This window comes from Clostridium sp. UBA6640, from assembly GCF_002455975.1.
GTDB lineage: Bacteria > Bacillota > Clostridia > Clostridiales > Clostridiaceae > Clostridium_J.
Genome location: NZ_DKLM01000014.1, coordinates 31,880 through 57,697, shown reverse-complemented (window position 1 = coordinate 57,697; position 25,818 = coordinate 31,880). Strand labels below are relative to the sequence as shown.

Below are 25,818 nucleotides of genomic sequence, written 5' to 3'. Positions count from 1 at the left end.
ATGCCGCAACATTTAGGAGCATATATAACTATTAATGATAAGATAAGAATGATTCCTATTTTTAATTTAGAGGGAATAATAAGTTTAGGTTTTATTATAATTATCTTATTTATATTAGGAATATCTAAGGAGCTCACAAAACTTATTGCTGGTAAATGGACCATAAAATCAGCTGTAATTTATTCAATTTTAAGTGTAACATCTACAGCGGTATTAATTATTTTCTTATTAAATCCAAAGATTTGGAATTCAAATTTTATAACTGAAATATCAAATTTATTGGATATACAAAACTTCCCTATAATGAACTGGGATAAATTATTAAACGGATGTATTATTATTATATTAATAATAACTATATTAGATATCTTTTGGGTTTTATTTAAGTCAATAAAATATGGAAGTCATAAATAAATATCATATTAGTTTTCAATATTATTTTTTTATATCTTTATTGATTATCTAGGGAGTTATTTTAAATCAATGTAAATAAATATTATGTGATTTTAGTGAAAAAAGGAATAAATAAAATACATCTATCATATAAATTAATGAAATATTATTATGTAATAGAGGTATTTTATGATATATAAATCATTATCAGCGGCACAAAAATGGATTCTTAAAGGTATTCCCTTTCTTTTCTTAATTGGTAGTTTTATGCACTTTTTTTATGATTTTAGTGGAAAAAATGTAATAATTGCTCTTATTTCTCCTGTAAATGAAAGTATTTGGGAACATTTAAAAATGATACTTTTACCTGTAATCTGTTGGTGGGGAATTTATTATTTAGTAAAGAGTAAAGAACATAATATTGATAAAAACAAATGGTTTACTAGTGCTTTGATAGCATTAGCAACATCTATTATAATAACTCCAATGCTATATTATTTTTACACTCAGGCATTTGGAGTTGAGATATTAATTGTAGATATTATTATATTACTTGTAAGTATTTTATTTGGCCAATTATTAGCATTTCATTTCTATAAATATTCTAAAGGTATAAATTCACATATTTCTATGTATATTTTTATATTTCTAATTTTAATTTTTATGATATTTACATTTTATCCACCTGATTTACCAATTTTTAGAGATGGTATAACAGGTCAATATGGAATAATTAAATAGAGCAAATTTATTATTTGATAAAAATAACAAACAATATTTAAATCATAATATAACTAAGGGGAAACTCTTAGTTTTTTATTTTTAAAGTAAAAGCATGCAAAAGGTATTATAAAACAAACAAATTTAGAAAATATGAAAAAAGTACTTTATCTGTCGTAGTAAATATGATATAGGCGAACTACTACGACAGATAAAGTACGATAGATGTAGTAGTTGCATAAGGTATATTAAATTATTTTTAAATTTATTAATTTTAAAGCTGATATATCTATAAAATATATTAGGGCGTTTATAGAAAGAAGGGAGAATACATTTGATAAGTAGTGATGTCATCAGAGGGTATAATGATACAATTATTCTTTTTACACTCTTAGATAAAGAATCCTATGGTTATGAGATATCTAAAACAATAAAAAAGCTTTCAGAAGAAAAGTATATCATCAAGGAAACAACATTATACTCTGCATTTACTAGATTAGAGAACAATGGATATATAGAGTCTTTTTATGGAGATGAGACTTTTGGAAAGAGGAGAACCTATTACAGAATCACCTCAAAGGGCCGTGAGCATTATAAGGATAAATGTGAGGAGTGGAAGGTTATAAAAGAAGTAATGAGTAAATTTATTAAGGAGATGAATGAAAGTGGAGACAATTAAAAATTATTTAGATAACATCTTTGCAAGTTTGCCGAAGAACGCTGAAACTATGAAGCTAAAAAAAGAGCTGTTATATAATATGGAAGATAAATATAATGAGCTTAAAAAAAGTGGAAAGACAGAAAATGAAGCCATTGGTATTGTAATCTCAGAATTCGGTAATATTGATGAACTGATTGAGGAATTTGGCATTGATACTACAAAGGAAGCAAATAATATTAGAACAATTTCTATGGAAGAAGCAGAAAGGTTTATGGTTGATAAAGAAAAGTATGGAAATATGATTGCTATAGGAGTATTTTTATGTATTTTAGCACCAGCAGCATTAATTTTTATTGAAGGGCTTGTAACAAACAATATGTCTATAATAGGAATTTATGAGGGGATTTTCAATGCAATTAGTATTGTATCACTACTTCTTTTAATTGCTATTGCTGTCGGGCTATTTATCTATTCTGGTACTAAGCTTGAAAAGTACAAGTATTTAGAAGGGGATTTTAGTATTCCATACCATGTGAAAAACAAAGTTCAACAAAGAAAAGAAGAATTCTCATCAACTTTCACTATGAATATTATTATTGGTGTTATTCTTTGCGTATTATCACCTGCGCCATCAATTATTTTGTCTTCAATAAAAGGAAATGAATATAAATTATCTAGTTATGGAGTAGTTATATTATTAGTAATGGTAGCAATTGCTGTATTTATGTTTGTAAGAGTTGGAAATATAAACAGTAGTTATAGCATACTTTTACAAATTGAAGAATATTCTAAGAAAAGTAAAGAGAATAATAAATTAATTGGTGCTGTTGGAGCGGTTGTATGGCCACTTACTACTGCAATATTCTTAATTGGCGGGTTTGTATTTGGTGCATGGAACATTTGCTGGATTGTATTTCCTATTGTTGGTGTGCTTTTCGGAGCATTTAGTGGTGCATACACTATAATAAAGGGAGAGAATGAAAAATAATTCTACTATATGCTTTGTCTTTATATAAAACATTTTTATGTTAAATAGATAATGAAAAATATAATTATTTTTATATAAATTCAAAGAAAGCAGGAAAATTGATTAATGCTATAGTAAATATAAGGTACATGAAAAAATAAAAAAGTCAGTATGCTAATATATTTGACTTATTATTTAGCTTCATGTACCTAAATTTATTTTATATACTTTCAATGCAGTGGCAAAGAAGAAATATGAAATTAGAAAAATTAGAGATTTTTAATGCTTACTTATATGAAATAGGAAGGAATGAATGTAAGTTGTGATTGATATAAAACTTGAAACATTTATAACTGTGGCTAATACAAAAAACTTTACAAGAGCTGCTAATATATTAAATATGACTCAGCCTGCAATTTCTCATCATATAAAGCTTTTGGAAGAATATTACAATGTAAAGTTAATAGAAAAAAAGCATAAGACTATGGAGCTTACTAGGGCAGGCAATATATTGTATAAACATGCATTAGAGGTGGATAAAATAAGTAAGCTGGCTAAAAATCTAATAACTAATGAGGCTTCTACTATAAAAAGATATGATGTAGGTGCTACTCTTACCATTGGAGGATACGTACTACCTCCTATTATAGGCAATTATAAAATGAATAATAAAAATATAGATATAATACTTCAGGTTGAAAATACAGAAACTATAATTCAAAAGCTGTTTAGTGGAGAAATTATTTTAGGAGTTATCGAAGGTCCTTTTGATAAAAATAAAGTTATTTATGAAAAGTTCAAAGATGATGAACTTGTATTTGCAGTTTCAAGAAAACATCAATTGGCTAAAAGAAGAAGTATAACTATTGAAGAGGTTCTTATGGAAAAGCTTATATTGAGAGAAAGAGGATCTGGTACGAGAAAGGTTTTCGAAGATTATATAGCTGAGCAGGGATATGATCCTAAGAAAATTATTCCCTATATGGAAATTGGGGATATAACTGCAATCATATCTCTTGTAGAATCGGGATTAGGGGCTACAGTAGTATCTCGCGAGGCATTAAAGTCTTCAGTAATAAGTAGAAAGATTAAGATATTACCAATTAAAAATTTAACAATAAAAAGAGAATTTAATTTTATATATTTAAAGAATTCAAATATGGAATTCATAAAGAATTTTATTGATTTTTGTAAAAAGGAATGTAGTAAGGCTGAACTAGGAAAAGAAATGCTCTAGCTCAGCCTTTTCTTATGAAGATTTTATGCTGCTTTTAGTTAATTTTAATATAAAGAATTGGATTTGGAGAAGTTTCAAAGGCAATATCAGCGAATGAGATTCTTGATAGGAAAGAAGAAATATTAAGTGCAGAACTTCATACTAAAAGAGGATATTCCTGCTAAATTGTAGATAAATAGAAAATAAAAAAAGGCATGAAATTCAGATTTACATCTTAATTTTATGCCTTTTATTTTGTAAATAATACTATCTATAATAATAATGCTCATGCTACTTTAATATTTTTTATGTTATATACACAAGTTATGTATAATAAAATTAATATATAAATCAATGCATAATTGTCTTATACTATGAAACACCTAAAATTTAAGTAATATTCATTTAAAGGAGGAATTTTAATGGATTGCAATATTAAATCCATTTATCTTTGTGTGCTTGATATGAATAGAGCAATTGCTTTTTATGAAGAATTGTTGGAGCAAACTGTTACTATTCGTAATGATATCTATAGTGTGTTCGATATTAATGGATTTCGTTTGGGATTATTTGCTTATCAAGAAATGAATGAACATCATACATTTGGTAATAACTGTTTGCCAAGTTTAGAAGTCAATGATATAGATGTTTTAAGAAGTAAATTATCTAAATTAAAAATAGTATTTCCACTGACAAAGATTTGGGATAATTGGGTAGCAGAGTTTGAGGATAGTGAAGGTAATCATATTGAAATAACAACGCCTATTATCCAAAGAAAATAATATATAGCATTAATTAATAAAAAATAGACAAGTCTGCACTTGTCCATTTACTACTATTATTAATATCTGTTTAAAACAGAACTATTAATTTCAATTTTCAACTTAATAATATATTAAAAAATCTATTAAAGAAATTAGTTTGATTAAAACTAATTTCCACCATAATTGTCCATTCTCAATTCTCCATTGACTAAACTATGTATCCTTTACTAAAACAATTTCACCGTTAGGAGTAACGGTAATAATAATGATGCCATCCGTATCGGTTCGTAAGACAGTTGCATTTAATTTTTTTAACCTATCTAGAACTTTCGTTGAAGGAGCATTGCCATTATTTTCATCACAGGTAATAACAGCATACTTAGGATTTACCATTTCAAGAAACTTTTTAGATGAAGAACCGGAACGACCATGATATGCTACTTTTAGTATGTCGGAGGATAAATCTATTGTTGCATATAATAAATCATTTTCTGCGTCATTTAAAATATCGCCGGTAAACAACATTGATTTTCCAGCATAATCTACCTTTACTACAATTGACGTATTGTTTACATCATTATAATCATTTGATAAAGGTGCAAGAAAGGTAACTTTGGCACTACCTAGCAAAAAATGGCTTCCTGGTTTAGGATTCTCTACATGAATATTGTAATTTTCTATAGCTGAAAGCATTGCAAAATAGTCATCGGAATTATTTTTTACTACGTCTGTTTTATATAGAGTGCCTATATCTATTCCACTAGAAATAACATCTGATATCCCACCGATATGATCTTTATCAGGATGAGTTGCAATAATGGCAGAAAGGCTTTTTATATTTTGCTCAGAAAGATAAGAAAGTATATCATCAGTATTTTTAGAATAGCCTGCATCAATTAACATAGCCTCGCCTTCACATTGCAAGAGAATACAGTCACCTTTGCCTACTGGATAAAATGTGGCTGACAGCCCTCTTTTGGAAGTTGGATGTTGAGGGGTGGAATGGCAACTAGTAAATAAAAGAGAAAAAATTAGCAGTAGATAAACTAAAATAAAACGATGTTTTTTCAATATATTCATCCCTTCCTGTTATTTTATCATTATTTAAATTTTCTATAATGCTTACATTTTAGCATAAGTTAATTATAATGAGTTTATTTTTATACTTTTTGTTTTAATTTTTATGTTTTTCATAATAGCACTTGATAGATACTAATTATAGCTTTATAAGCACCATCAAGACAGGCTAAAGGTTATGGTGGAATGTTATCCTTTGTTCTTAAAGAAGGTTATGATTATAAAAAATTCCTTGAAAATCTTGAAATGATAACCTTTGGAGAAAGTTTAGGAGGGGTTGAGTCTTTAGTTTGCCACCCTGCTTCTATGACCCATGGTTCCATACCTTATGAACTAAGACAAAAGATTGGTATTGTAGATAATCTTATAAGATTATCTATAGGAATAGAAAATCCTGAAGATTTAATAAAAGATTTAGAAAATGCATTAAAGGAGAGTAGATAAAATGGTTAAAGTAGAAAGCTTTTTATTAGATCACACAAAAGTTAAGGCACCTTTCGTAAGAAAATGTGGAACTCAACAAGGACAAAAGGGAGATACAATCTCTAAGTTTGATTTAAGATTTTTACAACCTAATGAGGAAGAACTGCCAACAGCAGCAGTGCATACCCTAGAGCATCTACTAGCAGGGTATATGAGAGAAAAGATGGATAATATCATTGACATTTCTCCAATGGGATGCAGAACAGGATTTTATATGATAGCTTGGGGAGAAGTTGAAGTTAATACTGTTATTGAGGCATTAAATTACGCATTAAATAAAGTTATAGAAACAGAAGAAGTTCCTGCAACTAATACAGTACAATGTGGAAATTATAGAGATCACTCTCTATTTTCAGCAAAGGAATACGCAAAACATGTTTTAAAGAAGGGCATTAGCAGTAAAATATTTAGATAGTGTCAAAGAGCTTATAGGTAATACCCCTATTATAAAGTTTAACAATTTAGACATTAAGCCTAGAGTTAGCATTTTTGCAAAGCTTGAAAATTATAATCCAGGTGGAAGTGTTAAGGACAGAATAGGAGTGTACATGATTAAGCAGGCTGAAAAAGAAGGAAGGCTAAGACCAGGGTATACAATAGTTGAGGCTACTGCTGGCAATACTGGAATTGGTGTGGCTCTCGCTGCAATAAATAGTGATTATAATATAATCTTTGTAGTTCCAGAAAAATTTTCAGTTGAAAAACAGGCATTGATGAGAGCACTAGGAGCTACCATAATAAATACACCTAGAAAAGCTGGTATGTTAGGTGCCGTTGAAAAAGCCGAGGAATTGCTGAAGACTATAGAAAATTCAATAAGTTTAAGGCAATTTGAAAATAAATCGAATCCATTTGCTCATTATGAAACCACTGGTCCAGAAATATATGAAGCTATGGATGGGAAAATAGATTATTTTGTCTGTGGAGCTGGTAGTGGAGGAACTTTTACAGGAGTTACTAAATTTCTTAAGGAAAAAAATTTAAATATTAAAGGAATTTTAGCTGACCCTGAGGGCTCTACTATGGGTGGTGGAAGGGAAGATTGCTACGATATTGAAGGTATTGGTAATAACTTCATACCTAACACTATGGATATGAGTTTAGTGGATCAGGTTATAAAAGTTACTGATGAGGAAGCTTATGAAATGGTTAAGGTTCTAGCTCTAAAAGAAGGGTTTATTGTTGGAAGTTCTTCTGGGGCTGCTGTTGCTGCTTCCTTAAAACTGGCTAATCAAATTGATAGAGGTAATATAATTACTGTTCTCCCTGATAGAGGAGATCGGTATTTCAGTAAAAATATTTATTAGTTAATATGAATGATGGTAAAGTTATAATTTATAATTTGAAACTGGTATAGAGATTTTAAAGTTAAATGATCCATTTTGGAGATATTTTTAAAACTAACTTTTATATAAATTACAAATTGCAAATGCTATAAAAATATGTGCTTGACGTAAAAAGCTACAATACATTAAAATTAAGTACTACTTAAATGCTAATTTTAATAACATGCTTATAAAGGTCAAGCACATATTTTAGTGTTTGATATTTAATATTATATAAAAATATAGGAATTTAGTTTTAAACTATTAAATTTTAAATTTTTCTTCCAAAACTTTCCAAAATGAAATTAAAATTTTTATACTCCGACACTAACTGTCTCAGGAAGAGTGCTTCCACCATCTATAACTATCTGTGTTCCTGTAATGTAAGAAGATTCATCAGATCCTAAAAAGGCAGCAAGTTCTCCTACTTCTTCAGGCTCTGCTAATCTTTTTAATGGAACAGCATCTGCAATTCCATTAATAACAGCATCAGGATTTTCAGAATTAGATTGAACTGCGATACTTTGAGCCATTGGAGTGCTAACATATCCTGGACAAATAGCATTAACAGTTATATTATGCTCCGCTACTTCTCTTGCTAAAGATTTAGTGAATCCGATTAAGGCAGCTTTGGTAGTAGCATAAGCAGTTTCTAAAGGGTCAGCTACTATGTCTCCTGTAACAGAGGACATTATGACTATCTTACCATATTTTTCTTTTACCATTAATGGTAGAACAGCCTTTGTAACATTCCATACGCCTTTAATATTTATATCTATATGGAAATCTCTGTCTTCATCTGACATGTCTAAAAATTTGCCTAGTTTACATACACCAGCATTATTTACAAGTACATCTATTTTTCCAAACTTATCAGTGGCCTTTTTTACTGCCTTATTAATGCTGTCCATATTTGATACGTCAGCTTTTATGGCTAATGCTTCAAAGCCCTCTTTATTCAATGATTCTGCTAAGGCTTCTACTGAAGAAGACCTTGCAATTAAAATAACTTTTGCACCATGCTTTGCATATACCTTTGCAATTCCTTCACCAATTCCTTTAGAAGCACCAGTTATAAGTGCTACTTTACCTTCTAATTTTCTCATAATTCTCCCCCGTAAATATTAAAATATTTTGCTTAGAATATAAGCAGTTTATACATATATTTTACATTTTATTAAAAACATTACTTTGCGTCAAACTCAACTTTATTTTGGGATAGTTCATTACCTCATAATCTTACCTATACTTATATGATATAGTATAAGTATTTTCCACTTACCTCCAATGGTACTTAGGGTATATTCTATTGGACATATATGATTATTTTTATCTTGAACAGGCATAGATTCTATTTCTCTCCTTTTGTATAGTATCTTACTTAAAAGTGCATACTTTAAAGCTTATATCATATTAATTATAATAAATGTATAGTATAACATATATTAAAAATGAAATTATAAGTATACAATAAAAATTAAGGATTAATAATTAAAAATGAAGAGTTTAGAACAAAATTTATTAAGTGTAAATTTCTTAAATTGTTAAATTTTCATTTGTAGAAAAAATTTTTATTATGGAAATTAANNTCATGTATAAATTAAATTTTCATTAAAAACATATAAATAAAAGTATATTAAGTAGGGAGGACTAATTATGAACGAAATTTTAAAAACTATAAGAAATAGGAGAAGTACTAGAGGTTTTTTACCAGAACAAATTAAAGAATCAGAACTAAATGCTATATTAGAAGCTGGGATTTATGCACCTAGTGCTACAAATAAGCAGCCTTGGCATTTTACAGTAGTTCAAAATAAAGATCTGATAGATAGATTAAGTTATAGCTTTAAAGAATTTGCTAAAAAATCCGATAACGATTATATGAGAAAATTTGGAAGTAATGAGAAATTTCATGTGTTTTATAACTCGCCAACAGTAATATTAGTTTCTGGAGAAATAGGTAATAAATATGCTTCAATTGATTCTGCAGCGGCAGTAGAGAATATGTTAATAGCAGGAGAATCTTTAGGAATTGGTTCATGTTGGATTGGATTCATTGAATACTTAATAAATAGTGATGAAGGAAAAGATTTTATTGATGAACTTAAAATACCAGAAGGATTTAGGCAGATACATGCAGTATCATTTGGCTATAAGAGAAATACTGTAACTAATGCACCTGCAAGAAGGGAAAACACTATTACTTATATAAAATAGAATATGAAAGTTTTTAAGATAAGATTGACTTACGAATATGTAAATCAATCTTATTTTTTAGAATGTATCTTAAATTTTAAGGAACGGTTTTTTTAGTTTTCTGATATTTCCATTTGGTTAAGTATTTCTTACTAATTAAAAAAAGAATGGAAATGGTAATAAAGATAATGCAGCTATAGAAGCAAATGGAAATCTTCTACGTCTAAATCGTCTGAATCTTCTTCTACCACGGCGAGGTCTGAATTGTCGATATTGATCTGGATCTGGATCTGGATCGTCTTCCATCATATCTTCACCAACCAACATAGTAAAGCCATCCATATCTACATCGTCAATAATTCCGTCAAACATACTTCCATCTGCCATTGTTATAATAACGTGAAAGCCTAAAAGCATTCTACATCTATCACGTAGACTTTGTGAGTCTCTGTAATAATTATTGTTTTCTGGTACCATTTTTTACCAACCCCTTTCTAATATCATAGTATTCGTTTGTAAGGAGGATGGCACAATTTTAATGAATAAATCTTGAAAAAAATTCGACAAATAATTTATCTATTTATTTCATTTAAAGCTACGTGAACTGCTATCACTTACTTTGTTGAAGTAGCAAATTTAAGGGACGGCTCATTTTTACTTTCACTAAACAATATAATCTTATAAAATATAATTATGAACTGTCCCTTACAGAAGGTATGAAAGAGGTGTAGATGATGAAAAAATGGTTAAGAAATTTTATAAGTAAAAATAAAAAATGTCAAAGAAGAGGGACTTCTTTTTTACTGCTATTTTGTATATTTTTCATATTATTTTTAGTTTCATGTGCCTCAAAACAGTCAGAAATCGATATCATAGAAGGAGATATTGTAGAAGGATATATTACAATTATTCATGATATTTATCCACCGAAAGATGATATATTGAAAGTAATTGCCTTAGATTTAGAACAAGCTACAAATCTCAATGAAGAAGATAGGAAGATATTATTGGAACGACTTTCAAAAGATTATTCAAGTGAAATAAAGTTAAAAAACAAAAAACAATTAAAAGAAGAGGGATATATAAACGAAGAAGGATTTAAAGATGGAGTTTTAATTAAAATTGATAAAGTGAGCAATGAACCAAGTGGTAAGGGATTTAAATATTCTATTACTAGATGGCGCGGTCCAAAAGGGGCAATTGGATACGATAATAGTATAATCTTATATGAAAATGATACATGGAATATTCACAAAGGGTGTTTGTGGGAGGCATAATATATTGGATTAGTTAATAAAATTTTAGCTTATAAATGGTTCTAGTTTTTATAACAAAAATTTTTTTATGAATTAAAAATTAAGAATTAAAGATGAAGAATTATGGTTAAAACTCCGCAGTTAGAACCTTTGGAGTTTTTTAGAATAAATTTTATTTTAAGAANNATCCTAAATTCTTCATTCTTAACTATTAATTCTTAATTCTTAATTTTTAAGAGATTAAGCTATTTTTTAGAGTATATTTTACATTTTTAAGTTGTATAACTATATATAGCATATTATAAAATAAAGTGAAATAAAAAAAGATGCTCCTTAGAAGTAGGGAGCATCTTATGCATTAGAGAAATTATTGAAGTTTACCACCTTCAATGATAACTTCTTTAGAATCAACGTCTTTTCCGTAGGCAGGAAGTAAAGTTTCGTCATAAGCTTTTTGAATAAAGTTTTCTTCTCCAAGCTTTGTTAATTCATCATTAATCCAGTTAAGAAGTTCTGTATTACCTTTTTTTACAGCAGGCGCAATTGTATCTTGGTTTCCAAGACTAGTAATGCTTGTTGTATAACCTTTATTTTCTTTTGCCCAAGAAAATAGTAGTGTATTGTCATGAGCAAGTGCAGCACCACGACCATCTTTTAAAGCTTGAAATGCTTCAGTGTTTTGTTCATATTTTAATAATTCAATGTCTGGATAATTTTTTGTGAAATATGCTTCAGCAGTTGTACCCTTATTTACAATAAGTTTTTTATCCTTTAATTGATCTACATTAGTTATAGGAGCTCCATCAGGAGAAACAATACCTAGTGATACTTTCATATAAGGATTAGCAAAATCAACTTTTTCTTTTCTTTCATCAGTTACAGTAAAATTAGCAAGAAGAATATCAACTTTATTAGATTCAAGATATTCAACTCTGCTTGCAGCTTCAACTAATACAAATTCAACTTTATTTTCATCACCAAGTAAATCTTTTGCAAAACGTTTTGCAATGTACACATCAAAACCTTGATTTTCTCCATTAGAATCTACATAACCAAAGGGTGGTTTGTCACTAAATACACCAATTCTGACTTTGTCATTTTTCTTAATTTGCTCAATTCCAGTTGCAGTATTAGAGTTTGAGCAACCAGCTAATATACCCATTATAAGAATAAGAGTAGATAATATGTATAATATTTTATTAGATTTTTTCATTATAGTGCACCTCTTTCAAAATTAAATATATTTAAGAATCCTTTTGCACGTTCTGTTTTAGGGTTATTAAAAAAGTCTTCTGCAGTGGATTCTTCTGTAATTTTTCCTTTATCGATAAATATAATCCGATTAGCTACAGCTTTTGCAAACTCCATTTCATGAGTAACGATGATCATTGTCATGCCTTCTTTAGCAAGTTCTAGCATGACATCAAGTATCTCGCGGACCATTTCTGGATCTAATGATGCAGTTACTTCATCAAATAGCATGATTTCTGGATTCATACAAAGAGATCTTACAATAGCTATTCTTTGTTTCTGTCCACCTGAAAGCTGCCTAGGGTATACATCTTTTTTATCTAGCAATCCAACTCTCTCTAATAATTTTAATGCTTGATTAGTTACCTCAGACTTGTCCCTTTTTTGCGCCTTTAAGGGTCCAAGCAAAATGTTATCCATTATAGTCATATGAGGGAATAAGTCGTAGTTTTGAAAGACCATTCCGATTCTCTCTCTAATTGAATGCCATTTTGTACTATCTTTATTAATTACTTGACCATCTAATTTAATTTGACCTGATTGAATTTCTTCTAGTCCATTAATGCATCGTAATAGGGTACTTTTACCACAACCAGATGGGCCTAAAATAACAACAACTTCTCCTTTATGAACATTAAAAGAAATATCAGATAATACCTTTGCACCATCATATTGTTTATTTAAGTTTTGGATTTCCAATAATTCATTTTGGGATGTCATAACATCACCTCCTTAGTTCTGCCACTTTTTTTCTAATGTTTTTGAGAAAAGAGATATAGGATAGCAAATTATAAAATATAGAAAAAATATAAATCCATAAACCCAAAATGATGCTGATGGATTTTTAATAATTGATGCTTCTATTATTTGCTGACCTACTTTTAGGACTTCAACAACTCCAATAAGCACCACTAAAGATGTTGTCTTTATCATACGAGTAGCAAGATTAATAGCCGCAGGAATTAGACGACGTAATGCTTGTGGAATAATAATATAAAAGTAAATTTGAGCATCAGTAAGCCCAATTGCTTTACCACTTTCCTTTTGATGTTTTGGAAGTGAGGTAATGGCTCCACGCACGATATCACCCATCTCAGCACTTCCCCATAGAGTGAACACAAGTATAGAAACAAACTCACCATCTAAATGAATGTTCAATGCTTTAGTAATCCCAAAGTAAAAAAGAAACAACCATACTAGTATAGGAATAATTCTTACTGCTTCTAGATAAATTCTTAGTATGAATCTTATGAGTTTATTATTAGACGTCATAAGAATTCCCAAAATAACACCAAATATTAAGGAAATAGAAATAGAAATAAGTGCAATTCGTGTAGTTACCCATAGTCCTCCAAAAAGTCTAGATAAATTGGTTCCCTGAAAAAAAACATTAATTCCCAAGCTCTGCATAACGTACTCTCCTTTCAATTAGGGTAAGTAGGAGTGACAATGGCAATAAAATAATCAAATAAGCTCCTACAAGCATAACTAGGGCTTCTGTTGTTTTATAATACATTCCAATTAAATCTTTAGTTACAAACATTAAATCAGCGAGGGCAATAGCACTGACAATTGATGTTTCTTTTAGTATAAAGATTGCATTAGCACCTAAGGCAGGTATTGAAACTGTAAAAGCTTGAGGCAATATTACATATCTAATCAGTTGTGCATTAGTAAGTCCAATGCTAAGACCAGATTCGATTTGAATTTTGCTTACTGCTTCAAATCCACTGCGAAATGCCTCAGACATATAGCTTCCCCCTAGAAAGGCAAGGCTAATAACAGCACAGGTATAGGATTCAAGCTTTATACCCATCTTAGGTAATCCATAATAAAGGAAGAATAGTTGGATTAAAAGAGGGGTATTTCGTGAAAGTTCAATATAACCGCTAACAATATGTCTTAAAACTTTAACTTTGTAATAAATGATTAAACTACAGATAAATCCAATAAATACTGATAACAGAACACCCCAAAAAGCTAAAGTAAGGGTTAATTGTGTAGCTTTTATGTAAAGAGGAATGTTTTTTAAAATAAAATCGATGTCCATATAACTCACCTCCTAAAATTAAAGTATATAATACATATATGTTTAATATGATTAAGATTGTAGCTCTGTAGAGGTGGAAAGTCAATAGGTTTTCAAAATTGATTTTTATAATACATATATGATTAGTATGATATTGACTTTAATATTATTTATAGGTAACATATAAATAATATTAAACAACTATGAAATGGGTGAATATAGTGAGAATATCAGCAAAAGGACGTTATGGTTTGGCATCAGTGATTTATATGGCACAACTTCATCAAAATGGAGAGTACATTACAATTGTGAAAATATCAGAAGCACTAGGCTTATCAAAAATTTATTTAGAGCAGACATTTTCATTATTAAAAAGAGCAGAAATAGTTACATCTATCAAGGGTGCACAGGGAGGATATAGATTGACACGAATGCCTAGATATATAACCGTATTTGAGGTTTTGTCAGCGATCGAAACTTCACTATTTGAAAAAACAGAAGAAACTGTTGAGAACAAAGTATCAGCACTAGAATCTGCTATGCAGTCATTCGTCTTTGAACCACTTGATAGTACAATTGAAACAAGTTTAAAAAAAATTACATTATATGAATTAGCAAATGAATATGAAAAACAAAGAGAAGATAATAATTTTATGTTTTTTATTTAGCCATGTAAGTTAGCACTTCAGACAAAGTAATAACTAAAGAAAATATGGTTTATATTTATTGTTGTTATTAAAAAGGACTAGAGATAAATAAGGGATGCACTATGAAATTTTAAAATAGACTATGTTTTAGAACAATGTTGAAAATGTATAAATTTTTAAGGGAAGTCATTTTGACTTCTCTTAATTCGCCTTTTAAGAATGTTGCGAATAAACTGATTCTCACAGTATGCTCATCACTAACACTTGTGATATTACTCCAGATGTTACCGGAAAAATAAAGATTATAAATGTCCATATTATAGACTTTAGAATAGGTCTATCTTTTATCATTCTCCTTCTATAATTATATAAAAAGTATTTATTAGCTTTGTAAGTAATATTGACATAACATGTAAAATATGTTATAAAAATAATAGCTGTTAGCACTCGATGTGAAAGAGTGCTAATAATCATATTATATGAAAACAGCAGAGTGCTTAATGATAACTAAATTAATTTTTTAAAAAGTAATTTAAATACTAGCATAATTTGTTTTCAAAATTTTATAATAATTAGCTGAAAGGTCACATTCTTTAAAAACGGGATGAAAGACTTTTATTTGTATATATTTTTTATTGTGAAGGGAGAGATTAAATTTGGAAACAAAACAATTTAAAGCAGAGTCTAAGAGACTTCTAGATCTTATGATTAACTCAATTTATACTCATAGGGAAATTTTTTTAAGGGAACTTATTTCTAATGCCAGCGATGCAATTGATAAAATTTATTATAAGGCATTAATGGACGAGTCTTTGACTTTTGAAAAAGATGATTATTACATTAAGATAGCTTCTGATAAAAAAGCTAGGACAGTAAGAATTTCTGATACTGGTATTGGAATGACAAAAGAAGAACTTGATGATAATCTTGGGGTTATAGCAAAAAGTGGATCCTTACAATTTAAAAAAGAAAACGAATTAAAAGATGGATATGACATAATTGGTCAGTTTGGAGTAGGATTCTATTCTGCATTTTTAGTAGCTGATACTGTTACTGTTATAAGTAAAGCTTTTGGCAGTGATGAAGCTTACAAGTGGGAATCTAAAGGTATCGATGGATATACTATTGAATCATGTGAAAAAGATTCTATTGGTACAGAAATTATACTTAAAATAAAAGAAAACACAGAAGATGAGAACTTTGATGAGTATTTAGAAGAATATAAACTACAATCTATAATTAAGAAATACTCTGATTTTATTAGATACCCGATAAAAATGGACATAACTAGAGAGAAACTTAAAGAAGGTACTGAAAATGAGTATGAAGAGTATCTAGAGGAACAGATTGTAAATAGCATGGTTCCTATATGGAGAAAGAATAAAAACGAGCTTACTAAAGAAGATTATGATAATTTTTATTCTGAAAAACATTATGGATTTGATAAACCAATAAAATATATTCATACAAGTGTTGATGGTGCTGTAAGCTATAATGCAATTTTATTTATTCCAGAAAAAACACCATATGATTTCTATACAAAAGAATATGAAAAAGGTTTAGAATTATATTCAAATGGTGTCCTAATCATGAATAAGTGTGGAGATTTATTACCTGATTATTTTGGATTTGTTAAAGGTATAGTAGATTCAGAAGATTTATCTCTTAACATATCTAGAGAGATACTACAACATGATAGACAATTAAAACTTATTGCTAAAAACATAAAAACTAAAATAAAGAATGAGTTAGAAAACATATTAAAAATTGAGAGAGATAAATATGAAGAATTCTATAAATCCTTTGGAACACAATTAAAATATGGTGTTTATAGTGATTTTGGAGCTAATAAAGATGTCCTACAAGATTTATTAATGTTCTATTCTTCAAAAGAGAAAAAGATGGTAACTTTAGCTGAATATGTTTCTAGAATGCCAGAAGATCAGAAATACATTTACTATGCTGCTGGTGAATCAAATGAAAGAATTGAGAAATTGCCACAAACAGAAATTGTATTAGATAAAGGATATGAAATATTATACTTTACAGAAGACGTAGATGAGTTTGCTATAAGAATGCTGATGAAATACAATGATAAAGAGTTCAAATCTGTATCAAGCGGTGATCTAGGTATAGAAATGGAAGAAAATGAAAAATCAGCTAGTTCAGATGATAAGGACAATAAAGAACTCTTTGAAAATATGAAAGATATTTTATCAGATAAAGTGAAAGATGTTAGAGAATCAAAAAGATTAAAGAATCATCCAGTATGTCTATCAAATGATGGTGAACTTTCAATTGAAATGGAGAAAATTTTAAATGCTATGCCTAACAATGAAAATATAAAAGCAGATAAAATTTTAGAAATAAATACAAATCATGATGTGTTTAAGTCATTAAAAGAAGCTTATGCCAGTGATAAAGATAAGCTTAAATTATATACAGATTTATTATATAATCAAGCATTACTCATAGAAGGATTAACTATAGCTGATCCTGTAGAATTCACAAATAACATATGGAAAATAATGAAATAGTTACTTGTTTATAACAAAATTCAAAAAAATGTAGTATAAAAGCCTGAAATTTGATATCAAATTTTCAGGCTTTTATTGATTTTAAATTTTAATTTTCTATGAATTTATAATGGAAATATAATATAACTTAATTTAGCTTACAAATAAATGTTATAATTAATATTTGTTACAATTAATATATCATATTATGACGCTTTATCATTTATATGATTTGTAAAAAAATCAAATATTCAGTAATTAAATCGAAGAGGTATTTTCTATAAGATAAATCTATTATACTTATTACATTAAATTGTATATAATCAGTTAGTGTTAGTTAAGGCGTCTTCAAAAAAATAATAGACCAGTATGTTAGCCTATTTTCCATTATACTACGTTGTCAGAACCTACTCATAGCACCCTATGAGCAGAACCTGACGGCTTGTATAATGAAAAATATGCCAACATTTTTGGTTTGTAATTTTCTTTCAGATGCCTAACTATCAAAGTTTCTTTATATTTTAGAAGGGAAGTGCTTTAATTGAGAAAGGAAGAAATGACTCCTAGAGAAAGGATGGATGCTTTTTCTAAAGGAGAGGAGATAGACCGCATAATTTGCGTTCCTGATATGGGAGTTACTATGGCACCTTTTATTGGAGTTACAGCTAGAGAGTATTATCATTCAGCTGAACTTATGGCCGGTTTAGAGATAGCCTTATTTAAAAGGCTACATCATGATAGTGTTGGAATTTCTACTAGTCTTAGAGGGGTTGCTGAAGCTATGGGATCTAAAGTTGCTTATCCAGACTATGGTATTTCTTATTTATTGGAGCCAGCTATTAAATCTGTAGATCAAATAGAATCTCTTAAAGTTGTTAATCCATTAAAAGATGGTAAGCTACCAATTTTGATCGAAGCTCTAAGACTTACTAGAGATGCGCTTATAAAGGAAGTGGATGTTGGCGCGGCAATGTCTGGTCCATTTAGTGTAGCAGCTTCTGTAGTAGGAACAGAAAATTTGTTGAAATGGATGATCAAATGTCCTGAAAGAGTTCATACTTTAATGGAAATAGTAGCAGAATCCAATAACAGATATATAGAGGAAGTAGCTAAATTAGGTTTATCCATTGGTTTTGCTGATCCGGTTTCATCTAATAGTCTTATAAGTCCAAAACAATTTAGGGAATTCTCTTTACCTTATCTTCAGAAAAATGTTAATAAGATAAAAGAGAAGACTGGTAGTGCCCCTAGTATACATATATGTGGAAAGAGTAAGGAAATTTGGGAAGATGTTGTTTCCACAGGAATTTCTAATTTCAGTATAGATAATATAGAGGATTTAGAAGAGGCTAAGGAAGTAATGGGAGATAGAGTTATAATCACAGGGAATGTTCCACCTGTTGATGTGATTCATAAAGGGACTAGAGAAGATATTTTTAAATCAGTAAAAGAATGCATTAAGAAAGGTTATGATTCTAAAAAAGGTTATATTTTAAGCACAGGCTGTCAGATCCCAATGAATACTCCAATTGAAAAAATTGAAATGTTCATGGAAGCAGCTAAAACCTATGGTAAATATCCAATAGATTCGGATTTATTGATGAAAGATTAATAAAAAACAAGGAGGATATTAAAATGAACAATCTCAATGAAAAAAAAGGTAATGGAGTGGCCTTATTACCTTTTGCAATTTTTGTATTCGCATATTTATTTTCAGGTATTATATTACAAGCTAGGGGAGTTGAAATGGCATTTTATCAATTTCCAGCTCCAATAGCAGTTATTATAGGAATAATATTTGCTTTTATTTTAACAAAAGGTTCTATAGATGATAAATTTGACATATTCATCAAAGGATGTGGTGATGAAAATATAATTACCATGTGTATTATATACTTATTAGCAGGAGCTTTTTCAACAGTTTCTAGCACCATGGGTGGTGTTGAATCTACAGTAAATCTAGGGCTTACTTTAATACCAACTAATTTTATTATAGTGGGGATATTTATAATAGCTGCATTTATTTCCATTTCAACAGGAACCTCAGTAGGTACCATTGTAGCTGTAGCTCCTATAGCTGTTGAATTAGTTGAAAAGGCAGGGTTAAGCTTACCTTTAGCATTAGGTGCATTAGTGGGAGGAGCTATGTTTGGAGATAACTTGTCTATAATATCCGATACAACTATAGCTGCTACAAAAACTCAGGGAGTATCTATGAAAGATAAATTTAGAGCTAATATGGGATTTGTAGTACCGGCAGCTTTAGTTACCATAGTTCTTCTGTTGATATTTGGAAAACCTATTAACACTCCAGAAATTCAAGAATATACCTTTAATATAATTAAAATAGTTCCATATATATTTGTATTGGTTGCTGCTTTAACAGGAATGAATGTATTAGTAGTTTTAACCGGCGGAATTATCTTATCAGGAGCTATTGGTATTTATTATGAAAGCTTTACACTATTAGGATTATCCCAAGAAATATATGCAGGTTTTGAAGGAATGTTTGATATTTTCTTATTATCTTTACTAACCGGTGGACTAGCTAATATGGTGTCAAATGCTGGAGGGCTTGATTGGTTATTATATAAAGTAAGAAGAAAAATAAAAGGTGAAAAATCTGCTCAATTAGGCATAAGTACATTGGTAGCTCTTACAGATGCAGCTACAGCTAATAATACAGTTTCTATAATTGTTAATGGCCAATTAGCAAAGGAACTATCTAAAGAATATAAAATAGATCCAAGAAAAACCGCATCTCTTTTAGATACTTTTTCATGTATAATGCAAGGATTAATACCTTATGGTGCTCAATTATTGATAACAGCAAGCTTTACTAATGGACTGATAAGTCCTGTTCAAATAGTGCCTTATGTATGGTATTGTATGATATTGGCTGTATTTGCGATTCTATCAATATTCACTCCTTTTGGAAATAGATATTTAATAAAAAACTCTTGGAATTTTGAAGAGAATACACCGATGGATGAGGTTGCTAGTGAATAAAGTCAAACTGCACAGTAAATTTTTGGCTAAGAAAAAACAATAAATATAAGCTTAATTAATGGGATTGAGCTTAGTATATGATTGATAAGAAGTTTTATAGATGATAGCTATAGCTAGTCGAAATTAGAAGTACTAATTTTGACTAGCTATTTTATTAATAATTGTATGGAATAATCTCACAAGGATATGTCACTAGTATATTAGTATCTGGTGTTTTATTTTGTCAAAATTTAAAAGGAAATATAAGTAATATGTAGAAGTATATCCTAAGAAGCGGTTTATAATTATACTATTTTATAAGAATTTGAAAATAAATGATAAGGATGCTTTTATGCATAATGAATAATTGCAAGTATAGTTAGAGAATGATATGAATTATTTTCTTCAGCTATTTAACAATACAAATAGCTAGAGTAAACTTAATGGAAAAGACGGTGATAGCTTGAATAAGAATTATATAATTGAACAATGCAGAAGGCTTGAGGTTATACATCAAGAAGAAAGCAATATGTTGAAAGAAGAGGATGAATTAAATAACAAATGGATGCTTGATCATAATGATGGACATAAAGAATTAATGAGTTATTTTGTGAGCTTTCTTAAAAACACAGATAACAGAGATATAAGAGGAGCTAAAAAGTGGTTAAAGAAAGCTATAAAAAAATCTAATGATATTATTAAAAACTTAGATGAAAAACACAATCATTTTTCCAATGATGAAGTTATGGATCAAGAGGATGAAAGAATTTATCATATGAATGATGGTGTTATCTGTATTGCTTATATATTAATTGATATTATTAATAAGAAAAGATACATAAGTAAAACTAATGAGATTGGAAGGATTTGATTACAATGTTTATACAAAGAGGTTATCGTACAAAATTAGGAGATATTCACACACCTATTAAGATTGATTTTAATATCGCTGGACCATCAGAATATGATATTAGTTGTTTCGCTGTGGATAAAAATGATCAACTATATGATGATATGTACATGATTTTTTATAATCAACTAAAGTCGCCAGATGATGCAATTTGCATGAATGGAACTACATTTAATGTAAATTTGTCTAAATTACCTTCTGAGGTTGTTAAGCTTGTGTTCACAATTAGTATTGATGGCGATGGAACTATGGGGATGATTCATCAAGCTAACATTAAGCTATCCCAATTTCAACAGGAAGATTTAGAATTAAATTTGACAGGCAGTAATTTTAAAGATCAAAAAGCAATTATCGCTATTGAGATATATAATAAAAATGAATGGCGAATGAATGCTGTGGCAAATGGCTTTAATGGTGGCCTTTCCAAACTATTAGAAGAATATGGTGGGGTAGAGGAGAAAGATGATGAGCCTGCGCATCCGATAGTATTGGAACCAGTGCCAGTTATCCAAGCTTCAAAAATTTCATTAGAGAAAAAGTTAGAGAAAAATGCTCCACAACTTGTAAACTTGGCTAAGCCACTAAAATTAGCATTAGAAAAAAATAAAGTTCCTGATATAGTTGCAAAGGTAGCACTTATACTTGATATATCTGGATCAATGAATAGGGCATATAAAAATAGAACGGTTCAATCAATTGTTAATAAAATATTGCCTTTAGCCATACAATTTGATGATAATGAAGAGTTGGATTTTTGGTATTATGGAACCACTCCAAGGAGGATGGACAACGTTACTATGTTCAACTATTATAATGCAGTTCCAGTAGATTATAAACCTTTAATGCTATCTCTTGGAGGCGGGAATTATGAGCCTGCTGTTATGAGAGAAATTATTGAAGAATACCGTAATAGTTCTACACCAGCCTATATTATATTTATTACCGATGGAGGAGTAGGCGCTAAAACAGAAATTGAACGTTTAGTGGTGGAATCATCAAGCTATCCTATATTCTGGCAATTTGTCGGCGTAAGTGGTTTTGGATATGGAATATTAAAGCATTTGGATACAATTAAAGGTAGAGTTGTGGATAATGCTAGTTTTTTTGCTCTAGATGATTTTAATAAAGTTTCAGATGGCGATTTGTATGATCGTCTGTTAAAGGAATTTCCAAGCTGGTTATCTGAAGCAAAAAATAAAGGAATTATTAGAAGATAACTTAGAAATTAAAAATCATAGTAATGTAGTCCATGCTTATACAAGAATAGCAGATTCTAAAGAAAGCCAATATTTGTACAAGTATATACATTACTTGGAAATTAATATTATAATTAGAGCATATATCAACTATAATTTAATACACAATTGTAAATTATGACTTAATGATATAACAAATTTTCGAGGATGGGGATATTATGTATCAATATTACAAGGGCTTGGTCATTAGAGAAGGTGCTGATGGGCTTAAATCGGATATGATTAAAAAATTGTACACTGAGGTTGGTTGGGTGGCTTCAAATCAACCACAATGGCAAGATGAAAAGTACGAAATCTGCTTTAAAAATTCATCATGGGTTTTCACTGTGTGGGATAAGGAAGACATGATAGCAATGGTAAGAGTTGTATCAGATAGAGTTATGACTGCTACTATTCAAGACCTTGCTATTAAAGAGGAATATAGAGGAAAAGGCATCGGTAAAAGACTAGTAAACCTGTGCTTACAAAAGTTACCTCATGGAAATTGGTGGGCACATACAACTCCTGAGAATTATGATTTTTATAAAAAATGTGGATTCGAGATTTCTCAAATATCTGAAAGTTCGACATTGACATATATGGGGTTTACAAAGGCACGATTAGAAGGACATAGATAATACTTCGTATTTTTCTTAAAAGCGAGTTAAGGGAAGGTAAAGTGCTTTCTTTAAAAATTCATTCATTTTCAACACTATTTTAAAACATAGCCAATTAAAAAAGAGAGAACAATAGTTATTTTCTTTTTCACAGTGGACAACCATTAAGAAAATTTTAAATATTACTATAGGTTTTGATAGATAAACTCTAATATTTTTTACATATGGTATTTTTAACATATACAGAAGTAAAAAGAAAGAAGCTGTTTCTAAAGAACAACTTGAAGAGTAGTAAAGACTAGTTCTATAAGCTTATCAGAACGGAAATTTGGTCAATTTTGCTCTGAAATAGATAACTAATTATATTAAGAGAATTAATTATATTGTTACATACATGAAAAATAAAAAAGACTAATTATCTTCATAATTTAAAGGATACATCTTAAATTAAGATGTATCCTTTTTCATAAGAAATTAAGGAACAATAATTAAGAGTGAAGAATTTAGGATGAAATTTACAGGAAAAAAATCTTTAAATTTTTTAATTGTTATGGTAGTATTTGTTTTAGAAAGCTTTAGCATATATGTATCTGCATTGATTATTTAGCTATTCTCAATGAAAGTTTACTATATTATGTTAAAGTTTTTTTATTATAAATAATATGGACTAAACTAATCATTCTTACGTAATTATTTATGCGGGAAAAAATAATTATATATAAAGTAATGAATTTAAATGAAAGGGAATAGGTTTATATAATAGTAATAATTATTACTATTAGCTAAAACTCTTTATAAAAGGTGAGATGATAATGGAAGATATAAAAGGTAAAAAAAACAAAGTGAAATTAGTCACACTCAGTGCCATAATCATGTTATTTTTATTATATTTAGCTGGATGTAGTACTGATTTATCGAGGAAAGATTCCAAAGAAAAGGACGTTCCTACATCTAAGATAGAAGCAAATGATAATATAGTTAAATATGACGGGGAAAAAAGTAAAGCTATTTCTTATGTATATACTACGAAAAAAGAGCTCACTCTTACTTTTAGTGGTATGGGTGATGAAAAGATGATGAAACAACTTCTTGATGAACTGGACAAGTTTCAAATAAAGGCAGTGTTTTTTCTTCCAGGAATGAGAGTAGCAGAGGAACCGGAAATTGCTAAAGACATATTAAAAAGAGGGCATGAAATTGAAAATAATACTCTAAATAGAGTGGATTTAACTGAGTTGAGTTATCAAAATATATATAAAGAAATACAGAAAACTAATGAAATAATTAAAAAAGAAACAGGAGTAAGTCCAAAGTATCTGAGAACTAAGTCTGGAAGCTACAATGATGATGTATGTTTAGCTGCTGCACAGAATGAATTGGAAGCTGTTGTTGCCTACAGTATTAATCCTAAGGACTGGGATATGAAAAGTGCAAAAGAGATTGGTGATTATATAGAAAAATATATTACTCGTGGAGGGATAATAGCTTTAAATGCTGATAAAAATCCAGCGGTTATTCAGTCAATTTCATTAATTGCAAAAGCCGTTGATGATGTAGGATACAAACTAGTGCCTTTAAGTAAATTACTTGAAGGTAGCTATGAGAGAAAACCGCTTCAATCTATAAAAGGATATGATGCAGCTAAAATAAATGAAAAGATTGGAGAAAGTCAATACGACATTGTATATAAGGTAAATACAGATAGAAAAGAAATTGCCATCACCTTTGATGATTGGGGCAGAGATATTACAATAACAAAAATATTAGATATTTTAGATAAATATAATATTAAAGCTACATTTTTCTTAAGAGGCAATGGAGTTGAGAAGAACCCAAATTTAGCAAAAGCTATTGCCGAAGCAGGGCATGATGTTGCTAATCACACCTATAGTCATCCGGTAATAACAAATATAACACCTGAAAATTTACAGTATGAGGTTGTAAAATGCCATCAAGTGCTTACTGAAGCAATCCAAGAGCAGCCAAAGATGTTCTTTAGACCTCCTACTGGAGAAATTAATGATGCAACAGCTAAAATAATAGCAGATTGTGGATATAAAACAATTTCTCTATTTGATGTAAGTCCACATGATTGGGATGTAAAGAATAGTGCAGAGGATATTGTAAGTTTTATTCTTGAAAATACAGATAAAGGAAGTGTGATCTTACTTCATCTTCAAGATGAGATTAGTACTGTGGAATCACTACCGGTTATAATTGAGAAGTTAAAAAGTATGGGGTACTCTTTTGCTACAATATCTGAACTTATGAATAAATAAGATATAAAAATAGATTAAGTTGATATATATAGATATACCAGTTCCAAATTTAATATATATGTGAAAATAATTGATTTTTTTTGCATCATAGCTGAAGCTATTGAATTCACAATTCACGGTTCACAATTCACAATTGTGGATATTTCTCAGTTATCACTGAGAAATTTAGAATTGATTAATAGTAGCGGCGAACAGTGTTCGCCACATAACTAGTAATTATATTGCTTATCTCCATAATTTTAGTGCAAAATCACTAAGATTGTTCCGAGCTATACTGCACCTCAGGGG

25 protein-coding genes and 1 pseudogene are annotated in these 25,818 nt (G+C 29.3%); 19 read left to right on the top strand and 7 right to left on the bottom strand.

Going from position 1 to position 25,818, the window contains the following annotated elements; genetic code table 11:
* The 6 genes from B2W91_RS01575 to B2W91_RS01550 form a co-directional block, all read left to right on the top strand.
* On the top strand, window positions 1-414 hold a 414-nt coding region (locus B2W91_RS01575; RefSeq protein ID WP_291578504.1), incomplete at its 5' end, for a hypothetical protein.
* A 168-nt stretch (window positions 415-582) separates the two neighbouring features.
* Entirely contained in the window at window positions 583-1,134 is a 552-nt protein-coding gene (locus B2W91_RS01570) for a DUF6512 family protein (RefSeq protein WP_291578502.1), read from the top strand.
* A 313-nt stretch (window positions 1,135-1,447) separates the two neighbouring features.
* Window positions 1,448-1,792 carry a PadR family transcriptional regulator gene (locus B2W91_RS01565; RefSeq protein ID WP_291578501.1) on the top strand — a complete coding sequence of 115 codons (345 nt, stop codon included), beginning with the start codon at window positions 1,448-1,450 and terminating at the stop codon, window positions 1,790-1,792.
* Complete coding sequence (locus B2W91_RS01560; RefSeq protein ID WP_291578500.1) at window positions 1,779-2,762, top strand: permease prefix domain 1-containing protein; 984 nt, start codon at window positions 1,779-1,781, stop codon at window positions 2,760-2,762. Before B2W91_RS01565 ends, B2W91_RS01560 begins: the two co-directional genes overlap by 14 nt.
* Window positions 2,763-3,063: 301 nt before the next feature.
* The gene (locus tag B2W91_RS01555; protein ID WP_291578499.1) at window positions 3,064-3,978 is read left to right on the top strand and encodes a LysR family transcriptional regulator; all 915 of its coding nucleotides are present in this window, start codon (window positions 3,064-3,066) and stop codon (window positions 3,976-3,978) included.
* Window positions 3,979-4,379: 401 nt separating this feature from the next.
* Window positions 4,380-4,739: a VOC family protein gene (locus B2W91_RS01550; RefSeq protein ID WP_291578498.1), complete on the top strand. Its 360-nt coding sequence runs from the start codon at window positions 4,380-4,382 to the stop codon at window positions 4,737-4,739.
* Between the two features lie 195 nt (window positions 4,740-4,934).
* On the opposite strand, the gene B2W91_RS01545 is transcribed toward B2W91_RS01550, so the two are convergent.
* Complete coding sequence (locus B2W91_RS01545; protein ID WP_291578497.1) at window positions 4,935-5,801, bottom strand: ComEC/Rec2 family competence protein; 867 nt, start codon at window positions 5,799-5,801, stop codon at window positions 4,935-4,937.
* A gap of 156 nt (window positions 5,802-5,957) precedes the next feature.
* Here B2W91_RS01545 and B2W91_RS01540 point away from each other — a divergent pair.
* The 3 genes and pseudogenes from B2W91_RS01540 to B2W91_RS01530 all read left to right on the top strand — a co-directional run.
* Window positions 5,958-6,242 (top strand): annotated as a pseudogene (locus B2W91_RS01540) (PLP-dependent transferase); the annotation flags it as partial.
* Between the two features lies 1 nt (window position 6,243).
* Window positions 6,244-6,696 (top strand): S-ribosylhomocysteine lyase, encoded by a 453-nt coding sequence (locus tag B2W91_RS01535; protein ID WP_291578496.1) that lies wholly within the window; start codon window positions 6,244-6,246, stop codon window positions 6,694-6,696.
* Between the two features lie 13 nt (window positions 6,697-6,709).
* Entirely contained in the window at window positions 6,710-7,588 is an 879-nt protein-coding gene (locus tag B2W91_RS01530; protein WP_291578506.1) for a PLP-dependent cysteine synthase family protein, read from the top strand.
* A gap of 332 nt (window positions 7,589-7,920) precedes the next feature.
* Here B2W91_RS01530 and ucpA read toward each other — a convergent pair whose 3' ends face one another.
* Complete coding sequence (ucpA, locus tag B2W91_RS01525; RefSeq protein WP_291578495.1) at window positions 7,921-8,712, bottom strand: SDR family oxidoreductase UcpA; 792 nt, start codon at window positions 8,710-8,712, stop codon at window positions 7,921-7,923.
* 550 nt (window positions 8,713-9,262) lie between these two features.
* Here ucpA and B2W91_RS01520 point away from each other — a divergent pair.
* Window positions 9,263-9,823, top strand: a complete 561-nt coding sequence (locus tag B2W91_RS01520; RefSeq protein ID WP_291578494.1) for a nitroreductase family protein — start codon at window positions 9,263-9,265, stop codon at window positions 9,821-9,823.
* 135 nt (window positions 9,824-9,958) lie between these two features.
* Here the strand turns inward: B2W91_RS01520 and B2W91_RS01515 are convergent, their stop codons facing one another.
* The gene (locus B2W91_RS01515; protein WP_291578493.1) at window positions 9,959-10,279 is read right to left on the bottom strand and encodes a hypothetical protein; all 321 of its coding nucleotides are present in this window, start codon (window positions 10,277-10,279) and stop codon (window positions 9,959-9,961) included.
* Window positions 10,280-10,536: 257 nt separating this feature from the next.
* Between B2W91_RS01515 and B2W91_RS01510 the strand changes: the two genes are divergently transcribed.
* Window positions 10,537-11,079: a hypothetical protein gene (locus tag B2W91_RS01510; protein ID WP_291578492.1), complete on the top strand. Its 543-nt coding sequence runs from the start codon at window positions 10,537-10,539 to the stop codon at window positions 11,077-11,079.
* A 346-nt stretch (window positions 11,080-11,425) separates the two neighbouring features.
* Here B2W91_RS01510 and B2W91_RS01505 read toward each other — a convergent pair whose 3' ends face one another.
* Genes B2W91_RS01505 through B2W91_RS01490 form a run of 4 tightly spaced genes read right to left on the bottom strand, consistent with a single transcriptional unit; the run spans window position 11,426 to window position 14,359 of the window.
* Window positions 11,426-12,271, bottom strand: coding sequence for a cysteine ABC transporter substrate-binding protein (locus tag B2W91_RS01505; RefSeq protein WP_291578491.1), 846 nt, complete (start codon window positions 12,269-12,271; stop codon window positions 11,426-11,428).
* Window positions 12,271-13,029, bottom strand: coding sequence for an amino acid ABC transporter ATP-binding protein (locus B2W91_RS01500; protein WP_291578490.1), 759 nt, complete (start codon window positions 13,027-13,029; stop codon window positions 12,271-12,273). The genes B2W91_RS01505 and B2W91_RS01500 overlap by 1 nt, the downstream gene beginning before the upstream one ends.
* Before the next feature lie 12 nt (window positions 13,030-13,041).
* Window positions 13,042-13,719, bottom strand: coding sequence for an amino acid ABC transporter permease (locus B2W91_RS01495; RefSeq protein WP_291578489.1), 678 nt, complete (start codon window positions 13,717-13,719; stop codon window positions 13,042-13,044).
* Window positions 13,700-14,359 (bottom strand): amino acid ABC transporter permease, encoded by a 660-nt coding sequence (locus tag B2W91_RS01490; RefSeq protein WP_291578488.1) that lies wholly within the window; start codon window positions 14,357-14,359, stop codon window positions 13,700-13,702. Before B2W91_RS01490 ends, B2W91_RS01495 begins: the two co-directional genes overlap by 20 nt.
* Before the next feature lie 200 nt (window positions 14,360-14,559).
* On the opposite strand from B2W91_RS01490, the gene B2W91_RS01485 reads away from it, so the two are divergent.
* From B2W91_RS01485 to B2W91_RS01450, 8 genes are all read left to right on the top strand, one after another.
* Window positions 14,560-15,006 (top strand): RrF2 family transcriptional regulator, encoded by a 447-nt coding sequence (locus B2W91_RS01485; RefSeq protein ID WP_291578487.1) that lies wholly within the window; start codon window positions 14,560-14,562, stop codon window positions 15,004-15,006.
* A gap of 635 nt (window positions 15,007-15,641) precedes the next feature.
* Window positions 15,642-17,522, top strand: coding sequence for a molecular chaperone HtpG (gene htpG / locus B2W91_RS01480; RefSeq protein WP_291578486.1), 1,881 nt, complete (start codon window positions 15,642-15,644; stop codon window positions 17,520-17,522).
* A 535-nt stretch (window positions 17,523-18,057) separates the two neighbouring features.
* Window positions 18,058-19,113, top strand: coding sequence for a uroporphyrinogen decarboxylase family protein (locus B2W91_RS01475; RefSeq protein WP_414633094.1), 1,056 nt, complete (start codon window positions 18,058-18,060; stop codon window positions 19,111-19,113).
* A 23-nt stretch (window positions 19,114-19,136) separates the two neighbouring features.
* Complete coding sequence (locus B2W91_RS01470; protein WP_291578484.1) at window positions 19,137-20,510, top strand: Na+/H+ antiporter NhaC family protein; 1,374 nt, start codon at window positions 19,137-19,139, stop codon at window positions 20,508-20,510.
* A gap of 442 nt (window positions 20,511-20,952) precedes the next feature.
* Complete coding sequence (locus B2W91_RS01465; RefSeq protein ID WP_291578483.1) at window positions 20,953-21,360, top strand: transporter; 408 nt, start codon at window positions 20,953-20,955, stop codon at window positions 21,358-21,360.
* A 5-nt stretch (window positions 21,361-21,365) separates the two neighbouring features.
* Window positions 21,366-22,616: a VWA domain-containing protein gene (locus B2W91_RS01460; protein ID WP_291578482.1), complete on the top strand. Its 1,251-nt coding sequence runs from the start codon at window positions 21,366-21,368 to the stop codon at window positions 22,614-22,616.
* A gap of 197 nt (window positions 22,617-22,813) precedes the next feature.
* Complete coding sequence (locus B2W91_RS01455) at window positions 22,814-23,272, top strand: GNAT family N-acetyltransferase (RefSeq protein WP_291578481.1); 459 nt, start codon at window positions 22,814-22,816, stop codon at window positions 23,270-23,272.
* 791 nt (window positions 23,273-24,063) lie between these two features.
* A complete protein-coding gene (locus B2W91_RS01450) occupies window positions 24,064-25,530 on the top strand; it encodes a polysaccharide deacetylase family protein (RefSeq protein WP_291578480.1) in 1,467 nt (488 codons plus the stop codon).
* Window positions 25,531-25,818 lie beyond the last annotated feature (288 nt).